18 protein-coding genes are annotated in these 20,478 nt (G+C 56.8%); 1 reads left to right on the top strand and 17 read right to left on the bottom strand.

Translation table 11 applies throughout. The features are described 5' to 3' along the window. Positions 1 to 74: 74 nt before the first annotated feature. The 17 genes from fliD to AC3ISI_RS21250 all read right to left on the bottom strand — a co-directional run bounded on the left by fliD (position 75) and on the right by AC3ISI_RS21250 (position 19,268). On the bottom strand, positions 75 to 1,460 hold the full coding sequence (gene fliD, locus AC3ISI_RS21170; protein WP_489337763.1) for a flagellar filament capping protein FliD: 1,386 nt from the start codon (positions 1,458 to 1,460) through the stop codon (positions 75 to 77). A gap of 81 nt (positions 1,461 to 1,541) precedes the next feature. Then, complete coding sequence (locus tag AC3ISI_RS21175; protein WP_489333644.1) at positions 1,542 to 1,892, bottom strand: flagellar protein FlaG; 351 nt, start codon at positions 1,890 to 1,892, stop codon at positions 1,542 to 1,544. A gap of 74 nt (positions 1,893 to 1,966) precedes the next feature. Further along, the gene (locus AC3ISI_RS21180) at positions 1,967 to 3,388 is read right to left on the bottom strand and encodes a flagellin N-terminal helical domain-containing protein (RefSeq protein ID WP_489333645.1); all 1,422 of its coding nucleotides are present in this window, start codon (positions 3,386 to 3,388) and stop codon (positions 1,967 to 1,969) included. A 249-nt stretch (positions 3,389 to 3,637) separates the two neighbouring features. Next, positions 3,638 to 4,567: a ketoacyl-ACP synthase III gene (locus AC3ISI_RS21185; protein ID WP_489333646.1), complete on the bottom strand. Its 930-nt coding sequence runs from the start codon at positions 4,565 to 4,567 to the stop codon at positions 3,638 to 3,640. A 312-nt stretch (positions 4,568 to 4,879) separates the two neighbouring features. Next, positions 4,880 to 6,469: a flagellar hook-associated protein 3 gene (locus tag AC3ISI_RS21190; RefSeq protein WP_489333647.1), complete on the bottom strand. Its 1,590-nt coding sequence runs from the start codon at positions 6,467 to 6,469 to the stop codon at positions 4,880 to 4,882. Positions 6,470 to 6,482: 13 nt separating this feature from the next. Further along, complete coding sequence (flgK, locus tag AC3ISI_RS21195; protein ID WP_489333648.1) at positions 6,483 to 8,495, bottom strand: flagellar hook-associated protein FlgK; 2,013 nt, start codon at positions 8,493 to 8,495, stop codon at positions 6,483 to 6,485. A 23-nt stretch (positions 8,496 to 8,518) separates the two neighbouring features. Beyond that, positions 8,519 to 9,808 (bottom strand): flagellar assembly peptidoglycan hydrolase FlgJ, encoded by a 1,290-nt coding sequence (gene flgJ, locus AC3ISI_RS21200; protein WP_489333649.1) that lies wholly within the window; start codon positions 9,806 to 9,808, stop codon positions 8,519 to 8,521. 11 nt (positions 9,809 to 9,819) lie between these two features. Further along, positions 9,820 to 10,908, bottom strand: coding sequence for a flagellar basal body P-ring protein FlgI (locus AC3ISI_RS21205; protein WP_489337764.1), 1,089 nt, complete (start codon positions 10,906 to 10,908; stop codon positions 9,820 to 9,822). Between the two features lie 27 nt (positions 10,909 to 10,935). Beyond that, positions 10,936 to 11,631 carry a flagellar basal body L-ring protein FlgH gene (gene flgH, locus AC3ISI_RS21210; RefSeq protein WP_489333650.1) on the bottom strand — a complete coding sequence of 232 codons (696 nt, stop codon included), beginning with the start codon at positions 11,629 to 11,631 and terminating at the stop codon, positions 10,936 to 10,938. Positions 11,632 to 11,683: 52 nt separating this feature from the next. Then, positions 11,684 to 12,469 carry a flagellar basal-body rod protein FlgG gene (flgG, locus tag AC3ISI_RS21215; protein ID WP_489333651.1) on the bottom strand — a complete coding sequence of 262 codons (786 nt, stop codon included), beginning with the start codon at positions 12,467 to 12,469 and terminating at the stop codon, positions 11,684 to 11,686. 45 nt (positions 12,470 to 12,514) lie between these two features. Then, entirely contained in the window at positions 12,515 to 13,255 is a 741-nt protein-coding gene (locus AC3ISI_RS21220) for a flagellar basal body rod protein FlgF (protein WP_489333652.1), read from the bottom strand. Between the two features lie 211 nt (positions 13,256 to 13,466). Next, the gene (locus AC3ISI_RS21225; protein ID WP_489333653.1) at positions 13,467 to 14,063 is read right to left on the bottom strand and encodes a cytochrome c3 family protein; all 597 of its coding nucleotides are present in this window, start codon (positions 14,061 to 14,063) and stop codon (positions 13,467 to 13,469) included. A 9-nt stretch (positions 14,064 to 14,072) separates the two neighbouring features. Further along, complete coding sequence (locus AC3ISI_RS21230; protein ID WP_489333654.1) at positions 14,073 to 14,564, bottom strand: nitrate reductase cytochrome c-type subunit; 492 nt, start codon at positions 14,562 to 14,564, stop codon at positions 14,073 to 14,075. Positions 14,565 to 14,575: 11 nt separating this feature from the next. Then, positions 14,576 to 17,080, bottom strand: a complete 2,505-nt coding sequence (gene napA, locus AC3ISI_RS21235; protein WP_489333655.1) for a nitrate reductase catalytic subunit NapA — start codon at positions 17,078 to 17,080, stop codon at positions 14,576 to 14,578. Further along, positions 17,071 to 17,337 (bottom strand): chaperone NapD, encoded by a 267-nt coding sequence (locus AC3ISI_RS21240; protein ID WP_489333656.1) that lies wholly within the window; start codon positions 17,335 to 17,337, stop codon positions 17,071 to 17,073. The genes napA and AC3ISI_RS21240 overlap by 10 nt, the downstream gene beginning before the upstream one ends. A gap of 40 nt (positions 17,338 to 17,377) precedes the next feature. Then, positions 17,378 to 17,545, bottom strand: a complete 168-nt coding sequence (locus tag AC3ISI_RS21245) for a periplasmic nitrate reductase, NapE protein (RefSeq protein WP_489333657.1) — start codon at positions 17,543 to 17,545, stop codon at positions 17,378 to 17,380. 163 nt (positions 17,546 to 17,708) lie between these two features. Next, positions 17,709 to 19,268 (bottom strand): sigma-54-dependent transcriptional regulator, encoded by a 1,560-nt coding sequence (locus AC3ISI_RS21250; RefSeq protein ID WP_489333658.1) that lies wholly within the window; start codon positions 19,266 to 19,268, stop codon positions 17,709 to 17,711. Positions 19,269 to 19,594: 326 nt separating this feature from the next. Between AC3ISI_RS21250 and phhA the strand changes: the two genes are divergently transcribed. Next, on the top strand, positions 19,595 to 20,380 hold the full coding sequence (gene phhA, locus AC3ISI_RS21255) for a phenylalanine 4-monooxygenase (RefSeq protein WP_489333659.1): 786 nt from the start codon (positions 19,595 to 19,597) through the stop codon (positions 20,378 to 20,380). Positions 20,381 to 20,478 lie beyond the last annotated feature (98 nt).

A 20,478-nucleotide genomic window follows, 5' to 3' on the forward strand; every position in this document is an offset into this window, starting at 1 on the left:
CAGACCCGCCACCAAAGAAAAAACCCAGGCACTGTCATTTCAGACGGCCTGGGTTTTTTTATGCCTGATCCGGATCAGTCCGACTTGGGATTGTTCAGCGCATTCAGCGTGGTCATGATGCTGTCGCTTTGGGCGCGCAGCTGAGCCACCAGGGTGTCCATCGCCGAGTACTTGGCGCTCAGACTCGTTTGCAGGCTGGTCATGCGTGCATCAAGGGTGTCTTGCTGCTTCTTCAGGTCGCTCAGGCTGTCGCTCAAGCTCGCCGAACGCGCGGCAAAAACCCCGGTGATTGTCTGCGCGAAACTGTCGGTCGCGGACTTCATGCGCGCAAGCAAACCGGTATCGCCTGAGAAAATCCCGTTGATATCGGCGGCATTGGTAAGTGCCGCGGCACCAAACACTTTATCGTCGATCGACAGTAATCCTGTCTTCTGGTCGGTTTCAACACCGAACTGAGCCAGGGATTTCATTTGACCGGTCCCCCCCATGGCGTTCAACTCGTTACGCACCGAGGATACCAACGAACGCAGAGACGAGTCGCCCGTGAGCGCCCCCGACGTCAAAGAACCATCGGCATTGGTAGTGACCTGCGTCTCGGTATTGACAGCACTAATAAGCGCGTTGTAGGTGTCGACAAAACCCTTGACCGCCGACTTCAACGTCGTGGTGTCGGTTGACACGCTGATAGTGGACGGTGTCGCCGCACCGCCGCCGGACGGAACCGGAGAAACCCCCGTCAGCTTCACGGTAATCCCGCTTACTGCGTCGGCAATGGTATTGGTCGTGGATACCATCGCCACACCATCAAGTGTGTACTTGGCGTTCTGGGGGGTAGCGAGAACCGACGTGCCGGTTTGCAGACCGGAGTTGCCTGATAGGGTCAGGTCCGAATCGAAACCGGTGGTACTGGACGTCAACACCATGCGAGAACCTGTGGCGTCGGTCAGAATGTTGGCGCTCAAGCCCTGGTTCGCGTACTGGGAGTTGATGGAGTCGCGAACCTGTTGCAACGTCGCGCCAGCAGGAATGCTGACGTCGAAAGTGTTGCTGCCTTGATTGATGGTCAGTGTGGACGGATCCGTACCGGCGTTAACAACCGAAGAAGCCCCCCCAGTAAAGACCTTCGTGGAAATTTTCGAGGCCGTTGCCAACTGAGTGACCAGCAGCGAAAAGCTGCCCGGCGCCGCGCCGTCACCGGTGGTCACAGTGGCAACTTTTTCATCCGAGGACGAGCCGCTCAACCCGCTGAAGCTGGCGGTGGTTTTCATGTTGTCCATCGCACCACGGAAGGCATCCAGCGCCGCCTGGATTTTGCCGATGGACGATAGCGAGGTGGTTGCCTTCAGCGTTTGGTTATTGATCTGAGTCTGCTTGGGTGCCCTTTCGGAATCCACCAAAGACTTCACAATCGCCTGGGTATCGATGTTTGAACCAATACCACTAACCGATGTACCCGCCATCATCTCTCTCCTTATCCAGTGGCTGCCGTTTTCTTGACCGGGAACGTCTTAAACGGTAACAACAACAAAATTTATACCAGTTCAGACTTTGTCGTTAAACAACAAATTACTGGCGTCCGACAGGCTTTGTGCCAGTTTGAGTGCTGCTTCCGACGGGATCTGACGAATCACAAGTCCCGTTTCCGTGGCAATGACCTTGACCACGACCCGACCGGTGGAATCATCAATGGAAAAATCCAGATTGCGCTGGGCAGCCTGGACGAACTCCTGAATATCAGTCACAGCCTTTTCCAGTTCGTCACGCTTGGGCTCGGAGCCCGACGATTTGACAGCCTCAGCCTTGGGCTCATCCTGTTTGACGTTAACAGACGGCGTTGCGCCCTGCTGGGTAACCGCGGGATAAGTCAGGTTCAACTTGACGCTCATGTCCATGTTAAATCTCCTCATCGCTTAAAAGACAAAAGGGCACGTAAACGCGCCCTTCCGTCATTCACCAACTACTGGAATTAACCCAGCAGTTTCAGCACAGCCGATGGCAGCTGGTTAGCCTGGGACAGGATCGCGGTGGACGCCTGTTGCAGGGTTTGCTGCTTGGTCAGCTGAGCAGTTTCGGCCGCGAAGTCAACGTCTTGGATCACGCCACGTGCAGCGGTGGAGTTGTCCGAGATGCTGCGCAGGTTCGACACGGTGCTATCGAAACGGTTTTGTACCGCACCGAGATCAGCACGCTGGGAGTCGATGTTGGCGATTGCCTGGGTGATCACATCAACTGCGTCTTGCGCGTTGGCAGCAGTGGTCACGTCAGTGTTGGAAACAGTCAATTTGGCAGAGGCGGTAGTGGCACCGAACAAATCAGCCACAGTCGCTGCGGTACCACTAACAGAATAACCGTTGGTGGAGTTCAGCTTCATAGCACCCGTGGCAATTACACCTGGGGCAATCGCCGTGGTGGCACCGAGAGTACCAGCGCCGTTTTTGGTTGCAATCGAGATACCAAGAGCGCCGGCGTCACCAGCAGTGAAACTGATGTTCTCACCCGTGTCGGACTTAATCGACAAGCCAGTTTTAGCATCGTTATTAACACTGATACCCAGTTTTGCAGCGTTGGACTTCAACTGTTCAGCCATATCGGCAGCACTAGTTACGCCAACAAAGGAAACCGAAGCAGTACCCACCTTCATGGTGAAGTTAGCAGGAGTAGCTGCGTTGACAACAGCAGGGTTAAAGGTGAACTGAGCTTCAGTGCTGGCAGTGGCAGTCAGACCACCGATAGCGCCGTTAAACTGAGCTGCAGTGGTCTTAGCAGAGTCAGCAGTGGCGATAGTCAAAGTTGCTGTCTGACCACTACCAACGATAGTGACAGAACCAGTGGTCACACCAGCGCCTGGCTTGATGGAAGCACTTTTCATTTGCTGGGAGCCGATGTTGTTAGCAGATACATCACCCAGAGTCATGTTGATGGTCTGGTTAGAGTTAGCACCAACCTGGAAAGCAGTAGTACCGAAAGAACCGTCCAGCAGGTTACGACCACCGAAAGTAGTGGTGGTAGCGATACGGGTCAGTTCGGAAGTCAGAGCCGAGTATTCAGCGTTGTTCGACTTACGGTCTTCAGCGCTTGGCGAGCCGTTCGCGGAAGCCAGAGCCAGGGTACGCATTTTCTGCAGGATGTTGGTGGATTCTTGCATCGCGCCTTCAGCTGTTTGCGCGATGGAGATACCGTCACCGGCGTTCTTGATGGCAGTGCCCAGGCCGTTGATTTGGCTGGTCAGACGGTTGGAAATTTGCAGGCCAGCCGCGTCATCTTTAGCGCTGTTAATACGCAGGCCGGAGGACAGGCGCTGCATGGAAGTCTGCAGGTTACCGGAAGCTTTGTTCAGGTTGTTCTGAACGGTCAAGGAAGCAAGGTTGGTGTTTACGGTTAAAGCCATGACGAAATCCTCGTTGGATGGATACTGCGGCTTCCGGCCCTGGCAACCGCCGGGTGTGGCCTAGAGAACCTACGTAATAGTTATCGTCGTGATGCGGCTTTGCTTGAGCAGTTTTTTGCAATTTTTTAGTGGCAGGGTGCCAGCCCTTTATTTACAAGGCCTTGAAGCCAGAAAATCGGCGCCAGAAAAACGCAAAACGCCCGGCAACTCAGGTTGCCGGGCGTTTTTTTACGTCGATAGTTGAGCGGGTCAGCCGCGATAGAGAATCGCCGAGCCCCACGACAAACCGACACCGAAGCCACTGATGGCCACGCGCGTCCACTTGGAATCGAACACATGATTCTGCAACAGCAGCGGAATGCTCGACGACACCGTGTTACCGGTTTCGAGCATGTCCTTGACGAACTTCTCTGGCTCACCTTCTTCGAAGCGGCGTGCCACGGCATCGACGATGGCCGCACTGCCTTGGTGAATGCAGAAGGCATCAATATCAGCCGCCTGCAAATTGGATTCTTCCAGCAACTCATGCAAATGCGCCGGGACTTTCAACAAAGCAAAGTTGAACACCTGGCGGCCATTCATGAAGAACACACCATCACTGACCTTCAAGTGTGGTGCGCCGGAACCGTCAGTGCCGAACTTCGACTTGCCGAGTTGCCAGACCGCGTTTTCGCCCATCCAGGTGGCGGTAGCGGCATCGCCGAACAGCATCGTGGTGTTGCGATCTTCCGGGTCGACGATCTTCGAATAAGGATCGGCAGTGATCAGCAGGCCGTTTTTCAGCCCTGCCGCTTCCATGAAGCCTTTGATTGCATAGATGCCGTAAACGAAGCCGGAACAGCCCAGGGAAATATCGAATGCAGCGACATGCGTCGGCAAGCCCAGCTTGTCCTGAACGATTGCAGCGGTGTGCGGCAAACCTTCTTCATCGCCGTTCTGGGTGACGACGATCAAGCAGTCGATGGCCTCACGTTTTAATTCGGGACTGGCGGCGAACAGCGCATTGGCGGCTTCGACACACAGGTCGGACGTTTCCTGATCGGCACCCATGCGCGGTAAAAACGCAGAACCGATTTTTCCTAGAATAAAGGTTTCGTCCTTGTCGAACTTTGCACCCTGGGCGTAATTATCAATCCCGGCTGCCGGCACATAACTCGCTATATTTTTTATGCCAATCATTATGGCTTCCCAATAATAAACAGCTGAACATCGCCGCTCGCTGAAATCGAGGGCGTCTACAGTCAGGGCTGGCCCCAGAAGAGGCATCGCCGGGGCTCAAGCGAACACCTTGAACAACCCGCCACCTTCACCGCCCGCAGACAGGATACAGTGAAGATGCGCGTTTTGACTGACGGGTCACTCAGAGATCGCTGCTTTCTTTGATTTTGTCGTTCAGATTCCGCCCTAACCTGCCTCGCCTCCCCTCAAAAAAAGTAAAAAAAAAAGCCAGCCCCCTTTGACCGGGACTGGCCACTAGCGATCAAGACCGATTCAGAGCTTGCTGAACAGGCTCAACTGGGAAACCCTGGCGAACGCCAACTGCGCGGCCTGCAGCATGGTTTGCTGCAAGGTCAGACGGGTCAGCACTTCCGCCGGATCGGTGTTCTTGATCGCGTTGCTCGTCGAGTCGTTGATCAGGCTGGTGCTGGTGTTCTGGTCCGTCTGCATGTCCATCATATTGCCCCGGGCACCGATCGCGCCACGAGCCAGGTCGACCTGATTCTTGCCGTTGTTCAGGTTGGCAATGGACGACGCTATCGTGTCTTCCAGAAAACGCTGTGCCGTCGGGTTACCTTGGGTTGGCGAGTCGAGCGCCGAACGCAACTGGCTGATGGTGTCAAGTACGTTCTGGGTCTGGTGTGTATTGACCGCGATATCGAACTGATCACCCGCATTGAGCACACCCGGCGGAGTGCCGCCAGTGAGGGTGAAGTCAACACCGGCCGCTGTTGCCACGCCGGCCACCACGGTCCCGGAAGTGACGGGCGTACTGCCGCTGGTCAATGGGCGGGCGTATAGATCGAAGGTTCCGGGACCGGTGAACTTCATGACCGCCCCGCCTTCAGGGAAGAAACTGTTGTAATCAGCGGTGTTGCTTACTGTTGCGTTGCTCATGACAACCGTCGAGACGTTGCTCGGGGCGCGGTTGCTGACGAAACTGTCCGGCTTGGCCGACAACTCGAAACTGTGAGTGGCGATGAAACCATCGATGTTGGTGGCGTTATCGCCAGCCTGGGGGGTGATGTCCAACTTGAACGTCACCCCACGGAAGCTAATGTCGGAACCGCCCTTGGCATTTGGGTCGAACACACCACCCTGAGTCGATTCGGCGGTCCTGTCGTTGCCCGCGGCGTCCGTGATGACGTACTGGGTGCTGCTGGTGAACTGCAACTTGTAAGGCTCGCCGCTGCGGAAGTTCGCATCAAAAGCCGGACCGGAGCTCACCAGACCTGGCGACAGTTTCACGCGCCCGTCATCCACTGGCGGCGTGAGCATGGTGGTCGAACTGCGGGCAGCATTGATCGCCTGCTGGAAAACATCCCAACCGGTATCGTTCAGGCCCAGCGACATCGAATCGCCAATCTTCAGCTCCAGCTGAGTCTGGTCACCCTGATAGCTGTAGGTGCCGTCGCTATTGCGCGCAAACGGTTGAGTGTTGTTGCTGGCGCCGGAGAAGATGTACTTGCCGTTGGCGTCCTTGCTGTTCATCAAACCCAGCAATTGTTCTTCGGACTGCTTGAGTTCTGCAGCAATGGATTTACGGTCATCGTCGTTCAATGAACCGCCACCGGCACGTACCGCCAACTCGCTGACTTTTTGCAGCACATTGTTGATGCTGTCCAGCACGCTCTCTTCTTGCGCTTGAGCCGTGTTCAACGCGTTGATGTTGGTGGTGTACTGACCCAACATGGCTTTTTGCTGTTCGAGCTGCAGCAATCGGGCCGCACCCACCGGATCATCCGATGCGGTTTCAAGCTTGACGCCGCTGCTGGCTTGCTCGGCGGTCTTCATCACGTTATTGAGGTTACGAGAGTAATTGGCAGCCGTCGTCGCGTAATACTGTGCAGTAGAAATTCGCATGTTCTACGGCTCCTTAAAGGGCATTGATCAAAGTGCTGAAAGTTTCCTGCGCAGCCTTGATGATCTGCGAAGAGGCCGTGTAGTACTGCTGATACTTGGTCAGATTACCGGCCTCTTCATCGAGGTCGACACCCGACATCGAGTCACGGGCGTTTCGGGCACCAGTCAAGATGGTGTCAGTGGCTGTGCCATCCATTTGCGCTTGCTTGGCCTGGGAGCCGACGCTCGACACCAGACCACCATACGCGTCGGTAAAACTCACACCCGGGTTGGTGGCCGTGGCGCCAACAGTCGCCTTGGTTTGCAGACCGAGCAACGCCTGAGCGTTGCGGTTGTCGGTGCTGTCGGCCGACGTCATGGAAATATTGAAACTGTCACCTGAAGCAGGGCTGCCGCTGACGGTCATCCCCACACTGAAGGTTTTGGCATTGCCGCCGGCATCGGTGTAAGGCACCGCAATATTCAAGTCATTGTTCTGGCCAGGCACGATGTTGCCGGTGCCGATGCTGGTGCCTTTGGCGTCGAACACTTCATAGGCTGTGGCGCTGGTCATGAGCATGCGAACCGGCATCGAGGCCTTGACCGCGGTCTGTACTTCGAGACGCTGGACCGGATCGTAGATGTCCAGGGTCGTGTTCAGTTTCGGCTGGCTGACAGCACCGGTGCCGTCATTGCCCGAGGCCTTGGTGGACGTCAGCGGAGCGGCCGTGGCCAGGGTTTTGGCGTCGGTCATGACCGTGGTCATGTCTGCGGCGGCACCGCGTGACGGGGTAATCTTGAAGCTGTCGCCGACAGTGACCGAACCCGCGTTCAGGCTCAGGCTGAAGCCATCAATGACCGGATCAGCAGCAGGCGGTGTGGCGAAGGCGAAGCTGCCCATGTTGGTGTTATCGGACAGGCGACGCACGTTGTAGCCCGTGGCAGTGATGCTCACCTGATAGTCGCTGGCTTGCAGCTTGCTCGTGTCCTTGATGGTGACGTTCAGGTTGCCAGAAGCCGGATCGTTGTCCGCATTGGCAATGCTGCGCTGACTGATGGCCGCTGCGCTGTTGATGTTGTTGAACAACGCCGCGCCGAAGTTGCCGTTCTGATCCAGGCCTTGCCCCAGCTGCTTGTTGACCTGATCGGCCACGACCATGGCGATGCGACCCAGGTCATTGACCGCTGGCGTCAGCACTTCATTGCGATAACGCACCAGCCCACCGATCTCGCCACCGCTCATCACGTTGGTGATGTCGATCGATGAACCGTTGCGGTCCATGATGATCGAGGAACGGCTCGGGTCGGACGGGTCGACGCCCACACGCAACTTGTTGACGGTATCGCCGACGACCAGCGGCTGGCCGCTGCCCAGGTAAATATCCAGTTGGCCTTGGTTCTGTGTGACCTGTGTGCCGACCAGTTCGTTGATTTGACGAATGGTTTCGTTACGCTGGTCCAGCAACTCGTTGGGCGCGCCACCCGAACCACTGACTTCACTGATTTTCTTGTTGTAGGCCGCGACGGTCGACGCCAGCTTGTTGACCTGTTCGGCCATCGAGCCCAACTGATCGTTGATATAGGAGGTCTGCTGAGTTAGCTGCTGGGACAGGGTATTGAAGCGGCTGCTCAAGCCTTGGGCATTGGTCAATAGGGCCTGACGTGAAGCGTTGTCGTTCGAGTTGGCGGACAGCGTCTGCAACGATGAGAAGAACGATTGCAGCGTTTTGGTAATACCGGTGCCACTGTCAGACAGCAACTTGTCCAATTGAGTGGCCTGCCCCAGATACGCCTGCGCATCACCGTTGAGCGAAGTGGTGGTCTGCAACTGCGAATCGAGGTAGCTGTTGTACACCCGACGCACATCGGCCAGGGTCGTGCCGGTACCAATGAACACATTGCCATACTGAATAGAGCCTTTAGCGCTCTGCACAGTTTGTTGGCGCGAGTACCCGACGGTGTCGACGTTGGAAATGTTATTACCGGTAGTCACCAACGAAGCGTGGCTAGCGGCCAGACCCGACATCCCGATATTGAGCAAACTCATGGTTCAGACCTTATGCCTTGTGCCTATAAAGGCGTGGTGGAAGCGCCCGCCGCAGCGTAGTTTTGGTAACTCGTCATCTGCTTGGCGATCTGCGAGATCTTGCTTGCGTAATCCGGGTCGGTTGCATACCCGGTCTTCTGCAACTCGCGTACAAACTGTTCTGGGTTATCGGCAGACTTCACGACATCTTGATAGCGATTATTGGTTTGCAGCAAAGTCACCAGGTCATGGAAGCTGTCTTTGTACGAGTCGTAGGAACGGAACTCGGCCGTCTCCTTGACCATCTCGCCATTCCTGAATTCGCTGGTGATGGCCCGCGCCGAATCGCCCGTCCAACTGCTGCCGGCCTTGATGCCGAACAGGTTGTGGCTACTGCTGCCATCCTGGGCACGCATGACCGATTTACCCCAGCCGGTTTCCAGGGCGGCCTGGGCCACCAGGTAACGCGGATCGACGCCGATACGCTCGGCGGCTTCCTTGGCCATCGGCAGCATGGTGTTGACGAATTCGTCGGCGGAGCTGAAGGCTTTCTTCGGTGGAGCCAACGGGATCTGCGCCATCGCACGACCGTAAATCTGCAGGCGCCCGCTCGACTTGCTGTCCGTTTGCGAGGCCAGCCAATCGCCATTGAACAGCGGACCGGCACCGGTCGCGGCAGTCGTCGTGGTGCGTTCAGGTAACAAGGGTTTGCTGGCGGTTGAAGCAGTCGCGGCCGACGGCACCAGACCTGCCAACAAGCGATCCGCCAGTTTCGGCGGCAAGGCCAGACGGCGCTGATTGATCAGCTCCATATCATTGCGATGCGTGCCCTCGCCTGCCGGCGCTTTCACCGAACGCGAAGCCCACAACGGACGCTGACCATTGAGCCGCGACAGCGGACCATCGGTGGCCACAGTGCCTGCCGCGATCGGTGTCGGCGCGGCTGCTTTTGCAGCTTCTTGCTTGGCAGCAGACATGGCCGCCGCCTCACCCGGCGCCAGCGGTTTGTTCTTCGACATTTGACGCATCAGCACGTCTGCCAGACCAATACCACCGCCTTCGCGGGACATGGAAATGGCCAACTGCTGGTCGTACATTTCCTGGTATTGCTTGGCCGCCGGAGTATTGAGCGGGTTGTCCTTGCCCAGCGCTTCGGTGGCCGAACGCATGGACTTGAGCATCTCACCGAGGAATAGCGATTCGAACTCCTGCGCCACCTTGCGCATGTTGCCGTCGCTGTTCTTGTCGCCCACCTTGAGCTGGTTCAAGCGATTCAAGTCTGAATAGGAACCGGAGTCGCTGCTGCTGACCAGACCGCTCTTGCGCATATCCATGTCGACCGCCCTTAGATCACGATCAGGTCGGCTTGCAATGCGCCAGCCTGTTTCAGTGCTTCGAGGATCGCCATCAAGTCTCCCGGCGCGGCGCCAACCTGGTTCACCGCACGGACGATTTCGTCGAGGGTGGTGCCCGGGCCGAACTTGAACATAGGTTTGGCTTCTTGCTCCGCGTTAACCCGCGAGCGCGGCACAACGGCCGTCTGACCGTTGGAAAAAGCGCCAGGCTGGCTGACAATCGGGTCTTCGGTGATGGTCACGGTCAGGCTGCCGTGAGTCACTGCGGCGGGCGAAACCTTGACGTTCTGGCCGATCACGATGGTGCCGGTGCGCGAGTTGATGATGACTTTCGCCACCGCCTGACCCGGATCGACTTCAAGGTTTTCCAGGATCGACAGATAGTCGACGCGCTGGCTTGGATCAAGCGGTGCGCTGACGCGAATCGAACCGCCATCAATGGCCTGGGCAACGCCAGGGCCGAGCAAGTTGTTGATCTTGTCGACGATGCGCTTGGCGGTGGTGAAGTCCGAACGGTTGAGGTTCAGCGTCAGGCTATTGCCTTGATTGAAACCACTGGGCACTGAACGTTCGACCGACGCACCACCGGGGATACGACCCGCCGATGGAACGTTGACGGTGATCTTCGAACCGTCACGCCCTTCAGCATCAAAACCGCCCACCACCAGGTTGCCCTGAGCGATGGCGTAGACGTTACCGTCGATACCTTTGAGCGGCGTCAGCAACAAGGTGCCGCCGCGCAGGCTCTTGGAGTTCCCGATGGAGGAAACGGTGATGTCGACCTGCTGACCCGGCTTGGCAAACGCCGGCAGTTCCGCACTGATCGATACCGCAGCAACGTTCTTCAATTGCACGTTACCCGAATTCGGCGGCACCTTGATGCCGAACTGCGAGAGCATGTTGTTGAAGGTCTGCAGGGTAAAGGGCGTCTGCGTCGTCTGGTCACCGGTGCCGTTAAGCCCGACCACCAGGCCGTAGCCGATCAATTGGTTGGAGCGCACGCCAGAAATACTGGCGATATCCTTCAGCCGCTCGGCTTGCGCGTTGAACGCTGCCGACAACAAAAACGCAGCCACCATAAGGCTTTTGAAATTCAACGTAGCCACCTAGAAAGGGAACAGCGGGCTGAGGAAGAAACGGTCGAACCAGCCTGGCTGACTCGCATCGGCAAACGAACCGGTGCCCGAGTAGGTGATGCGTGCATCGGCGACACGGGTCGACGAAACCGTGTTGTCGGTCGAGATGTCATCGGCGCGCACCAGTCCGGCAATCCGCACCAGCTCATCGCCGGTGTTGAGGGTCATCCACTTCTCGCCCCGTACTGCGATGATGCCGTTGGGCAATACATCAGCAACGGTAACGGTGATCGAGCCCACAAGGGTGTTGCCCTGCGCCGCCTTGCTGTCGCCCTTGGTCGCCCGGTCGCCTTCATAGGCGGCGTTCAGACTCAGGTCACCACTGCCGAACGGGTTATTGGTATTGGGCGTGGAGCCGAACAGCGAGGTCAGACCGATGTTGGTCTTGCTGGTCTTGTCAATTTGCGAGTTGGCGTTTTTGCTGGCCTGGGTCTTCTCGTTCAGGGTAATGGTGATGATGTCACCCACCCGGAACGCCTTGCGATCGGAGTACAGGTTCTGTTCAAAACCGGCCTGGTAAATCGAGCCATTGTTCGCGGCAGCCGGCAACGGCGTACGCGGCAACACCGGCGCGTAATAAGGGTCATTTGGCTTGGGCGTCACAGGGACGCAGCCCGCGAGCACAACAGCCCCACTCAGTGCCAGAACAGATACAAAGCGATTCATGACCCTACCTCACGGTGTTGCAGGCGACCTCATGGCCGCCTCATAGACTTGATTACAGATTCTGCGTTACGAACGAGAGCATCTGGTCGGCGGTGGAGATCACCTTGGAGTTCATTTCGTATGCGCGCTGAGTGGTGATCATGTTGACCATCTCCTCAACGGTGCTGACGTTGGAAGTTTCCAGGGTGTTCTGTAGCGTGGTGCCCAAACCGTTCAGGCCCGGTGTACCGACTTGCGGTGCGCCGCTGGCAGCGGTTTCCAGGAACAGGTTGTTACCCACGGCTTGCAGGCCGGCCGGGTTGATGAAGTCAGCGGTTTGCAAGTTGCCGATCACCTGGCTGGCCGGGTTACCCGGAACAGTGATAGACACCGTGCCGTCGCGACCGACCGTGAAGGTCTGTGCGTTGTTCGGAATCACGATGGCCGGCTCCAGGGCGAAGCCACTGGCATTCACGATCTGACCGTTGGAATCGAGGTGAAACGTACCGTCACGGGTATACGACGTGGTGCCGTCCGGCTGCAGAATCTGGAAGAAACCACGCCCGTCGACAGCCAGGTCAAGCGGCTGTTCAGTGGTTTGCAGGCTGCCAGCGGTGAAGTTTTTCTGGGTGCCGACGATGCGCACACCTGTACCCACTTGCAGACCCGACGGCAGCTCACTGTCCTGGGTCGACTGGGCACCTGGCTGGCGTTTGATCTGATAGAGCAAGTCCTGGAACTCGGCACGATCACGCTTGAAACCCGTGGTCGACACGTTGGCCAGGTTGTTGGAAATGGTGGTCAGGTTAGTGTCCTGGGCGGACAAACCTGTTTTGGCAACCCATAGAGCCGGAAGCATTCGATTCTCCTCGTGCGCCTGTTTTACGGCGCGACGTTCTGATAATTAGCTGATCTGCAAGACCCGAGCCATGGCCTGGTCATCGTCTTTGGCGGTGTTCATCATCTTGATGTGCAGCTCGAATTGCTTCGACAAAGCCAGCACCGAGGTCATTTCTTCCACGGCGTTGACGTTGCTCGACTCCAGGAACCCGGACACCAGTTTGACGCCGGAATCGGCTTGCGCCGGCTTGCCGTCCTTGGTGTGGATCGAACCATCCAGGCCTTTGGTCATGTTCTTCAGGTCAGGGTTGACCAGCTTGATGCGGTCGACTTGCGCCATCACGCGCGGGCCTTCGCCCATCGCACGGATGCTGATGGTGCCGTCCTCACCCACTTCGATTTGCTGCTCGGGCGGCACGGCAATCGGCCCGCCATTGCCCATCACCGGCATACCGTTGCCGGCACGCAGCACGCCCAAGGCGTCCACGTTGAGGCTGCCGGTGCGCACGTAGCTTTCAGCGCCATCGGGGTTCTGCACGGCGATCCAGCCGTTGCCTTGCACCGCGACGTCGAGATCGCGGCCGGTTTCAACCAGCGAGCCAGGGGAGAAGTCGGTGGCCGGTCGCTCGGTCATGGCAAACGCACGCGCCGGAAAGCTGTCACCAAACACCGGCATCGAACGGGCCTGTTCCAGGTCCTTCTGAAAACCGTTGGTGGAGATGTTTGCCAGGTTGTTGGCATGAGCCTTCTGCGCCAGTGCATTCTGGCTGGCGCCGGTCATTGCCACATAAAGGTACTTGTCCACACTCTTTCCTCTGCATGCCGGACGTTTGCCGCCCACCGCTGTACTGCTGAGCGTCAAGCAATTTGCAGACCAACTTGCACACAGAGGCTTAAAGCCCTTGAAACACTGGGTTTGAGAGTTGTCGCAGAGGAATGAAGGAGTGTGTCAAAGTCGAAAAACCGGCGCGGTTATGCCGGTTGACGGCAACACGGTGGAGACCTGGCCGGATCGGCTACCAGCCTTTGACCCCGCTCATGTCAGGCAGTTTGTGGGCAATGCCCTTATGACAGTCGATACAGGTTGCCTGACCGCTGGCCAGTGACGTGGAGTGCATATTGGCGGCGCGTTTACTCTGACGGGTAAAGTCCATGAATTCGAAGTTATGGCAATTGCGACACTCTCTGGAGTCGTTTGCCTTGAGCCGTCCCCACTCGTGTTCGGCCAGTTCACGCCGCATATCGAGAAACTTTTCGCGGGTGTCGATCGTTCCAAACACCTTTCCCCACACTTCTTTGGAAGCCTGCATCTTGCGGGCAATCTTGTGCGTCCACTCATGCGGAACGTGACAGTCCGGGCAGGTGGCTCGTACGCCAGAGCGATTGGTGTAGTGAATGGTGTCTTGCAACTCGACAAAAACGTTGTCGCGCATTTCATGGCAGGAAATGCAGAACTTCTCGGTATTGGTCGCTTCCAGCGCGGTGTTGAACCCACCCCAGAAAATCACCCCGGCGATGAACCCGCCGAGCGTCAGAAAGCCCAGGCTGTAATGCACGCTGGGGCGACGCAGAATTCCCCAATAGTCTTTGAGCAGCGCTCGCAAGAATTTCATGGCCTCTCCTTAAGGTTTCTGCTGGCCGTTGATTTCGTCTTGCAGCACCTGGTCAATGTTCTTGAAGTTGTTGCCCACCAGAGGCTTAACGTCTTTCTGTGGCACGTGACACTGAGTGCAGAAATAGCGACGCGGCGATACAGCAGCCAACGCCTGACCATCACGGTCCATGTAGTGGGTGATACTGATCATCGGCGCCTGAGTGCGTGCGCTATTGGCACGGCTGTGACAAGACAGGCACTTATTACTGTTCTTGTCGATCTGATAGCCCCGAATACTGTGCGGGATGGTGGGCGGCTGTTCGGGATAATTGCGCTCGCGTTTGATGTCCTTGTTCTCGTCATCAACCATCGGCGGTGCCACAAACTCCTGGGTCAAGGTTCCTCCGGGTCGCCGACCATCCGGCGCAGGAGCATCCAGCGGATAACCGGGCTGCGCCGCGAATGCCGCTGGCATCCACAGCAACAGAGCGGCAAGCAAAGACAGCGAATGACTCTTCATCTGAGCGCTCCTTATGCCGTCTTGATCAACTCAACCCTGATCGCACATTTTTTATAATCAGTCTGCTTGGAGATGGGGTCCGTCGCATCGAGTGTGACCTTGTTGATCAGCTTGTTGGCATCGAAGAACGGTACAAAGACCAAGCCCTGTGGTGGCTTATTGCGCCCTCGGGTTTCGATGCGCGCTCGCATTTCACCGCGTCGACTGATCAGCTTCACTTCGCTGCCTCGACGGGCATTCAAGGCTTTGGCATCGGCCGGGTGCATGTAGACCAATGCGTCGGGCACCGCCTTATAAAGCTCTTCGACTCGCTGAGTCATGGACCCGGTGTGCCAGTGCTCAAGCACCCGGCCGGTACTCAACCAGAATGGAAAGTCCGCGTCGGGGGATTCCGCAGGGGGCTCGTAGGGCAGCGCGAAGATGATCGCCTTCTTGTCGGGATAGCCGTAGAACTGCACACCGCTGCCCTTCTCAACGTAGGGGTCATACCCTTCCCGGAAACGCCAGCGTGTTTCCTTGCCCTCGACGACGGGCCATCGCAACCCACGTTCGGTGTGGTAAAGATCAAACGGGGCGAGGTCATGACCATGGCCACGGCCAAATTGGGCATATTCTTCGAACAAGCCTTTTTGCAGGTAAAAACCAAAATCCCGGGCCTCGTCGTTTTGATAGCCCGCCGCCATCTGATCAAGCGGAAATTGATCGACCTGACCATTCTTGAACAACACCTCGTACAAGGTTTTGCCCTTGTATTGCGGTGAGGCAGACAACAACGCCTCGGACCACACCTCATCGGTTTTAAAGCGCTTGGAAAACTCGACCAGTTGCCAGAGATCAGACTTGGCATCACCCGGTGCCGAGACCAATTGATGCCAGAACTGAGTGCGTCGCTCCGCGTTGCCGTAAGCCCCCTCTTTCTCGACCCACATCGCGGTGGGCAGAATCAGATCGGCCGCCTGGGCCGAGACGGTGGGATACACATCCGAGACCACCACAAAGTTCTCGGGGTTGCGCCACCCCGGCAACACTTCCTGCATGATGTTGGGGCCGGCCTGCATGTTGTTGCTGGCCATCGTCCAATACACATTGAGCACGCCGTCCTTGAGCATCCGGCTCTGCTGCACGGCGTGAAACCCGACTTTTTCATTGATGGTGCCTGGCGGCAATTTCCAGATTTTCTCTGCCGTGGCACGATGCGCCGGGTTGGTAACCACCAGGTCGGCAGGCAAGCGATGGGAGAACGTTCCCACTTCCCGCGCAGTCCCACAGGCCGAAGGCTGGCCCGTCAGGGAGAAAGGGCTATTGCCCGGCTCGCTGATTTTCCCGGTCAGCAGGTGGATGTTGTAGATCAGGTTATTCGCCCAGACGCCCCGCGTGTGCTGGTTAAAGCCCATGGTCCAGAACGAGACCACCTTGCGCTTCGGGTCGGCATACAGCTCAGCCAAGGCCTTGAGTTGCTCGGCCGGCACGCCGGTTTCCTTGGCGGTACGCTCAAGGGAGTAAGGTTTTACGAAAGCCGCGAATTGCTCAAAGTCGATGTCACTCCAGGTGTTCGCCTTGGCCGCATTACGGGCCTTCATCTCCAGCGGATTATCGGAGCGCAGGCCATAGCCGATGTCATCCGTACCTTTGGCAAACCTGGTGTGCTTGCTGACAAAATCTTTGTTAACCGAACCGCTTTCAATGATGTGGTTGGCAATGTAATTGAGGATAAACAGGTCCGTCTGGGGCTTGAACACCATGGGAATGTCGGCCAACTCAAAACTGCGATGTTCGAACGTCGACAGTACTGCAACTTTGACGTTGGGCTGACTTAATCGGCGATCCGCCACCCGACTCCAAAGAATCGGGTGCATCTCCGCCATATTTGACCCCCACAGTACGAACGCATCGGTAACTTCAATATCGTCATAACACCCCATCGGCTCATCCATACCAAACGTCCGCATAAAGCCCATGACCGCAGAGGCCATGCAATGACGCGCATTGGGGTCAATGTTATTGGAGCGAAAACCCGCCTTCATCAACTTGTTGGCCGCATACCCTTCCCAGACGGTCCACTGACCTGATCCGAACATGGCGATTGACTCGGCCCCCTTGTTTTTTATCGCCTCCTTAAACTTCAACTCCATCACATCAAACGCTTGATCCCAGGACACCGGTTGAAACTCGCCTTGCTTGTCATACTGCCCGTTGGTCATGCGCAACAGCGGCTGAGTCAGGCGATCAACGCCGTACATGATTTTCGATAAAAAATAGCCTTTGACGCAGTTCAACCCGCGATTGACCTCGGATTTCACATCACCGGAAGTGGCGACTACCCGATTGTCCTTGGTCGCGACCATGACGCTGCACCCGGTCCCGCAAAAACGGCAAGGCGCCTTATTCCAATCCAGAGCTACCCTGTCTTCTTCGGTGATCAGGTTGCTGGCAGATGTAAACACCGGGAGCCCCGCTGCAGCCGCAGCGATCCCGGCAGCCTGGGCTTTGACAAACTCGCGTCGAGTCATTGGCATGTGCTTTCTCCCGTCACATCGAGAATCTCGTGATAAACGAGGGCGGCATTGAGCACGCCCGGCAAGCCGTTGATCTCACTGATGCGCTGGGAAATTTCGGTTTCTTTTTCCATCTCCAGCACAACCACCAGTTTGCCGATGGGACTTTCCTGATGCAGCTCAACGCCCTTGAGCAAGCGCAAGTTGGCTTTCACCGCCTCGAACAACTCGGGACGGGCAAGCACCACCAGACTGGCAATATGCAGCGTCTTTTCCATGACCCGTACTCCCCGTCTTTTTGCTAAAGATGGACAACGATCAGTGAAGTGAACCAGGAGGGCCGAGCAACATTTGCAGAAACCAGACAAAGAATCCGTAACCACCCACTATCGCCACCGATAGCAATGGAAAAAGAACGACAATCAGAAAAAAGAACAGACGCGTTTCTTTGCGCGCTTGCTGGGTAGAGTCATCCGTTGATGGCATGGTTATCGCTCCTGCCAAACTTTGAGTTGAGCCTAGATGGCGCGCTTGGCAAAAACCATGATTCAGATCAACGGCGTGGTGGTAGCGCTTCAATTAACATTTCGAAGCGCTAGAGAATGGCTAACAACAACTAACCATTCTTGTTTTTCAGCACTGGATGACGTCAACGCTCAATTTTGCCAATTTCATAGTCACGTAACTTATTGGCAATAGTGGTGTGAGAGACCCCTAGGCGCTTACCCAGCAGCCGACTGCTGGAATGCTCGGAGTACAACCGCTCCAACACCGCTTTCTCGAAACGACCGACAATCTCGTCAAGCCCGCCCTCAAGCGAAAAATCGCCAAGCGGCTGACGCACACCGTAATCCGGCAGACGAATGTGTTCAGCCTTGACTGTCCCGCCTTCACACAATGAAACCGCCTGGAACAACACGTTTTCCAATTGCCGGACATTGCCCGGCCAATGGTAATGACTGAGCCGCTCCATCGCGGCCGGCGCCAATTTCGGCAGTGGGCAACCGATTTGCCGACTGGCCTGATCGAGGAAGTGCTCCACCAACGGCGTCAAACCATCGAGGCACTCACGCAGCGGCGGAATGTGCAGCGAAAGCACGTTTAATCGGTGATACAGATCCTGTCGAAACTCGCCCCGCGCGCACAGCTCCGACAAATCCACCTGGGTTGCGCAGATTACCCGCACATCCAGATAAACCTCTTCATCGCTACCCACACGCCGGAAGCAACCGTCCTGCAGGAAGCGCAGCAATTTCACTTGCAAGCGCGGGCTCATTTCGCCCACGCCATCGAGAAACAGCGTACCGCCCGCCGTCAGCTCCAGCAGCCCAAGCTTGCCTTCGGCACGCGCGCCTTCGAAGGCGCCGGGGCCGTAGCCAAACAATTCGGTCTCGGCCATCGACTCCGGCAAACCGGCGCAATTGAGCGCCATTAATGGAGATTGCCCGCGTGGGCTGGCCAGGTGACAGGCGCGCGCCAACAACTCTTTGCCTGTGCCGGTTTCGCCTTCGATCAATAACGGCGCATCCAGCGGTGCCATGCGCCGGGCTTCGCGCACCACGGCCGCCATGACTTTCGAGCTTTGGAAGATGCTGTCGAACCCGCGCAGTTCCTGCTTGCGCACGTTATAGATGCGTTCGCCCACCCGGTCAGCGCGATGCAGCGTCAGGACCGCACCGGCCATGGCTTCGCTGTCGTCATGCTCCGATTGCAGCGGGGCGATGTCGGCCAGAAACACGTCGCCCTTGACCTTGACCCGCAGCCCGTTGATGCGCGACTTGTTGGCCCGCACCAGCTCCGGCAAATCAAAATCCTCGGCGTAACGCGACAGTGGAATCCCCGGCACCTCATCCACCCGCACCCCGAGCAACTGCGCCGCCGCCCGGTTGGCGGCAACGATGGAACCGCCCATGTCGATCGACAGCACCGGAAACTCCAAGGCACCGAGCAAGGCATTGAGTTCCATGTGCCGACGCTCGCTGGGCATCAGCCCTACACGCTTGACGCCGAACACACCGGCAATCGATTCGAATTTCGGACGCAGGGCCTGGAACTGAATGTTGATCAGGTTTGGGCAATGCAGGTAAATCGCATTGCCATGCTCACCGCCGACCTCGCCACGCGCGACGTTGATCCCGTATTCCACCAACAAGTTGAGAATGTCGCGCAGGATACCGATGCGGTTCTGGCAGTGGACTTTGATACGCATATAAATGGCCTGAAAAACGATAAATGAGGTCAATGCCTGTGCGCACTCCCACAGGGAATCGCAGCGCTCGATTGAACGTGCCCGCAAGAAATTTTCTGTCGAGCGTGAAGATAGTCGTCAAGATTATGTGACAGGCATCGACCTTTTCAAACCCGGCAATCGCTGCAAACACGACTTTCTCCGCAAACCGTAACGAATACTTTACGAAAAATGGATAATTTTCCTACACAGAACGCCGAACACCTGCTGCAACGCCGCACTCCTTGGGGTATTTCTAGGTCCATAGCAGTACATAACAAGAACGAATCCCCTTGCAGGAGAGCAGCATGAAGCAGACGCAATACGTGGCTCGCGAGCCCGATGCGCAAGGTTTTATCGACTACCCCGCTGAAGAACACGCGGTGTGGAACACGCTGATCACTCGTCAACTGAAAGTGATCGAGGGTCGTGCGTGCCAGGAGTACCTGGACGGTATCGAAAAACTCGGTCTGCCCCACGACCGTATTCCGCAACTCGGTGAAATCAACAAAGTCCTCGGTGAAACCACCGGCTGGCAAGTGGCCCGAGTCCCGGCGTTGATCCCCTTCCAGACTTTTTTCGAATTGCTGGCCAACAAGCAGTTTCCGGTGGCGACCTTTATTCGTACCCGCGAACAGCTTGATTACCTGCAAGAGCCGGACATTTTCCACGAGATCTTTGGCCACTGTCCGCTACTGACCAACCCTTGGTTTGCTGAATTCACCCATACCTACGGCAAACTTGGCCTGCAAGCGACCAAGGAGGAACGCGTGTACCTGGCGCGTCTGTACTGGATGACCATCGAGTTCGGTCTGGTCGATACAGCCGAAGGCCTGCGCATTTACGGCGGTGGCATTCTTTCTTCTCCAAAAGAAACCGTTTACTGCCTGTCGAACGAGCCTGAACATCAGACGTTCGATCCGTTGGAATGCATGCGTACGCCGTATCGCATCGACATCCTGCAACCGCTGTACTTTGTCTTGCCGAACCTCAAGCGTCTGTTTGATGTGGCTCATGAAGACATCATGAGCATGGTCAAACAAGGTATGCAGCTGGGCTTGCACACCCCGAAATTTCCACCAAAGGCTGCGTGATCCGCTGCTTTTAGAATCAAGTGAGCCTGTCAGGAACCGACGCTTTGGTTTAGCGTGGTGTCACCACGCGGTTCCGCTGACGGCCGATGTCCAATAAT

The sequence above is a fragment of the Pseudomonas sp. GL_139_B genome (genome assembly GCF_057834475.1).

Excerpts from the sequence above, each read along its gene's own strand:
- AC3ISI_RS21190 (WP_489333647.1), bottom strand. The coding sequence starts at position 6,469 with ATGCGAATTTCTACTGCACAGTATTACGCGACGACGGCTGCCAATTAC.
- AC3ISI_RS21180 (WP_489333645.1), bottom strand. The coding sequence starts at position 3,388 with ATGGCTTTAACCGTAAACACCAACCTTGCTTCCTTGACCGTTCAGAAC.
- AC3ISI_RS21175 (WP_489333644.1), bottom strand. The coding sequence starts at position 1,892 with ATGGACATGAGCGTCAAGTTGAACCTGACTTATCCCGCGGTTACCCAG.
- AC3ISI_RS21230 (WP_489333654.1), bottom strand. The coding sequence starts at position 14,564 with ATGAAGAGTCATTCGCTGTCTTTGCTTGCCGCTCTGTTGCTGTGGATG.
- flgK (WP_489333648.1), bottom strand. The coding sequence starts at position 8,495 with ATGAGTTTGCTCAATATCGGGATGTCGGGTCTGGCCGCTAGCCACGCT.
- AC3ISI_RS21250 (WP_489333658.1), bottom strand. The coding sequence starts at position 19,268 with ATGCGTATCAAAGTCCACTGCCAGAACCGCATCGGTATCCTGCGCGAC.
- flgH (WP_489333650.1), bottom strand. The coding sequence starts at position 11,631 with ATGAATCGCTTTGTATCTGTTCTGGCACTGAGTGGGGCTGTTGTGCTC.
- AC3ISI_RS21185 (WP_489333646.1), bottom strand. The coding sequence starts at position 4,567 with ATGATTGGCATAAAAAATATAGCGAGTTATGTGCCGGCAGCCGGGATT.
- flgG (WP_489333651.1), bottom strand. The coding sequence starts at position 12,469 with ATGCTTCCGGCTCTATGGGTTGCCAAAACAGGTTTGTCCGCCCAGGAC.
- fliD (WP_489337763.1), bottom strand. The coding sequence starts at position 1,460 with ATGGCGGGTACATCGGTTAGTGGTATTGGTTCAAACATCGATACCCAG.
- napA (WP_489333655.1), bottom strand. The coding sequence starts at position 17,080 with ATGCCAATGACTCGACGCGAGTTTGTCAAAGCCCAGGCTGCCGGGATC.
- flgJ (WP_489333649.1), bottom strand. The coding sequence starts at position 9,808 with ATGGATATGCGCAAGAGCGGTCTGGTCAGCAGCAGCGACTCCGGTTCC.
- AC3ISI_RS21240 (WP_489333656.1), bottom strand. The coding sequence starts at position 17,337 with ATGGAAAAGACGCTGCATATTGCCAGTCTGGTGGTGCTTGCCCGTCCC.
- AC3ISI_RS21245 (WP_489333657.1), bottom strand. The coding sequence starts at position 17,545 with ATGCCATCAACGGATGACTCTACCCAGCAAGCGCGCAAAGAAACGCGT.
- phhA (WP_489333659.1), top strand. The coding sequence starts at position 19,595 with ATGAAGCAGACGCAATACGTGGCTCGCGAGCCCGATGCGCAAGGTTTT.
- AC3ISI_RS21225 (WP_489333653.1), bottom strand. The coding sequence starts at position 14,063 with ATGAAATTCTTGCGAGCGCTGCTCAAAGACTATTGGGGAATTCTGCGT.
- AC3ISI_RS21205 (WP_489337764.1), bottom strand. The coding sequence starts at position 10,908 with ATGGTGGCTGCGTTTTTGTTGTCGGCAGCGTTCAACGCGCAAGCCGAG.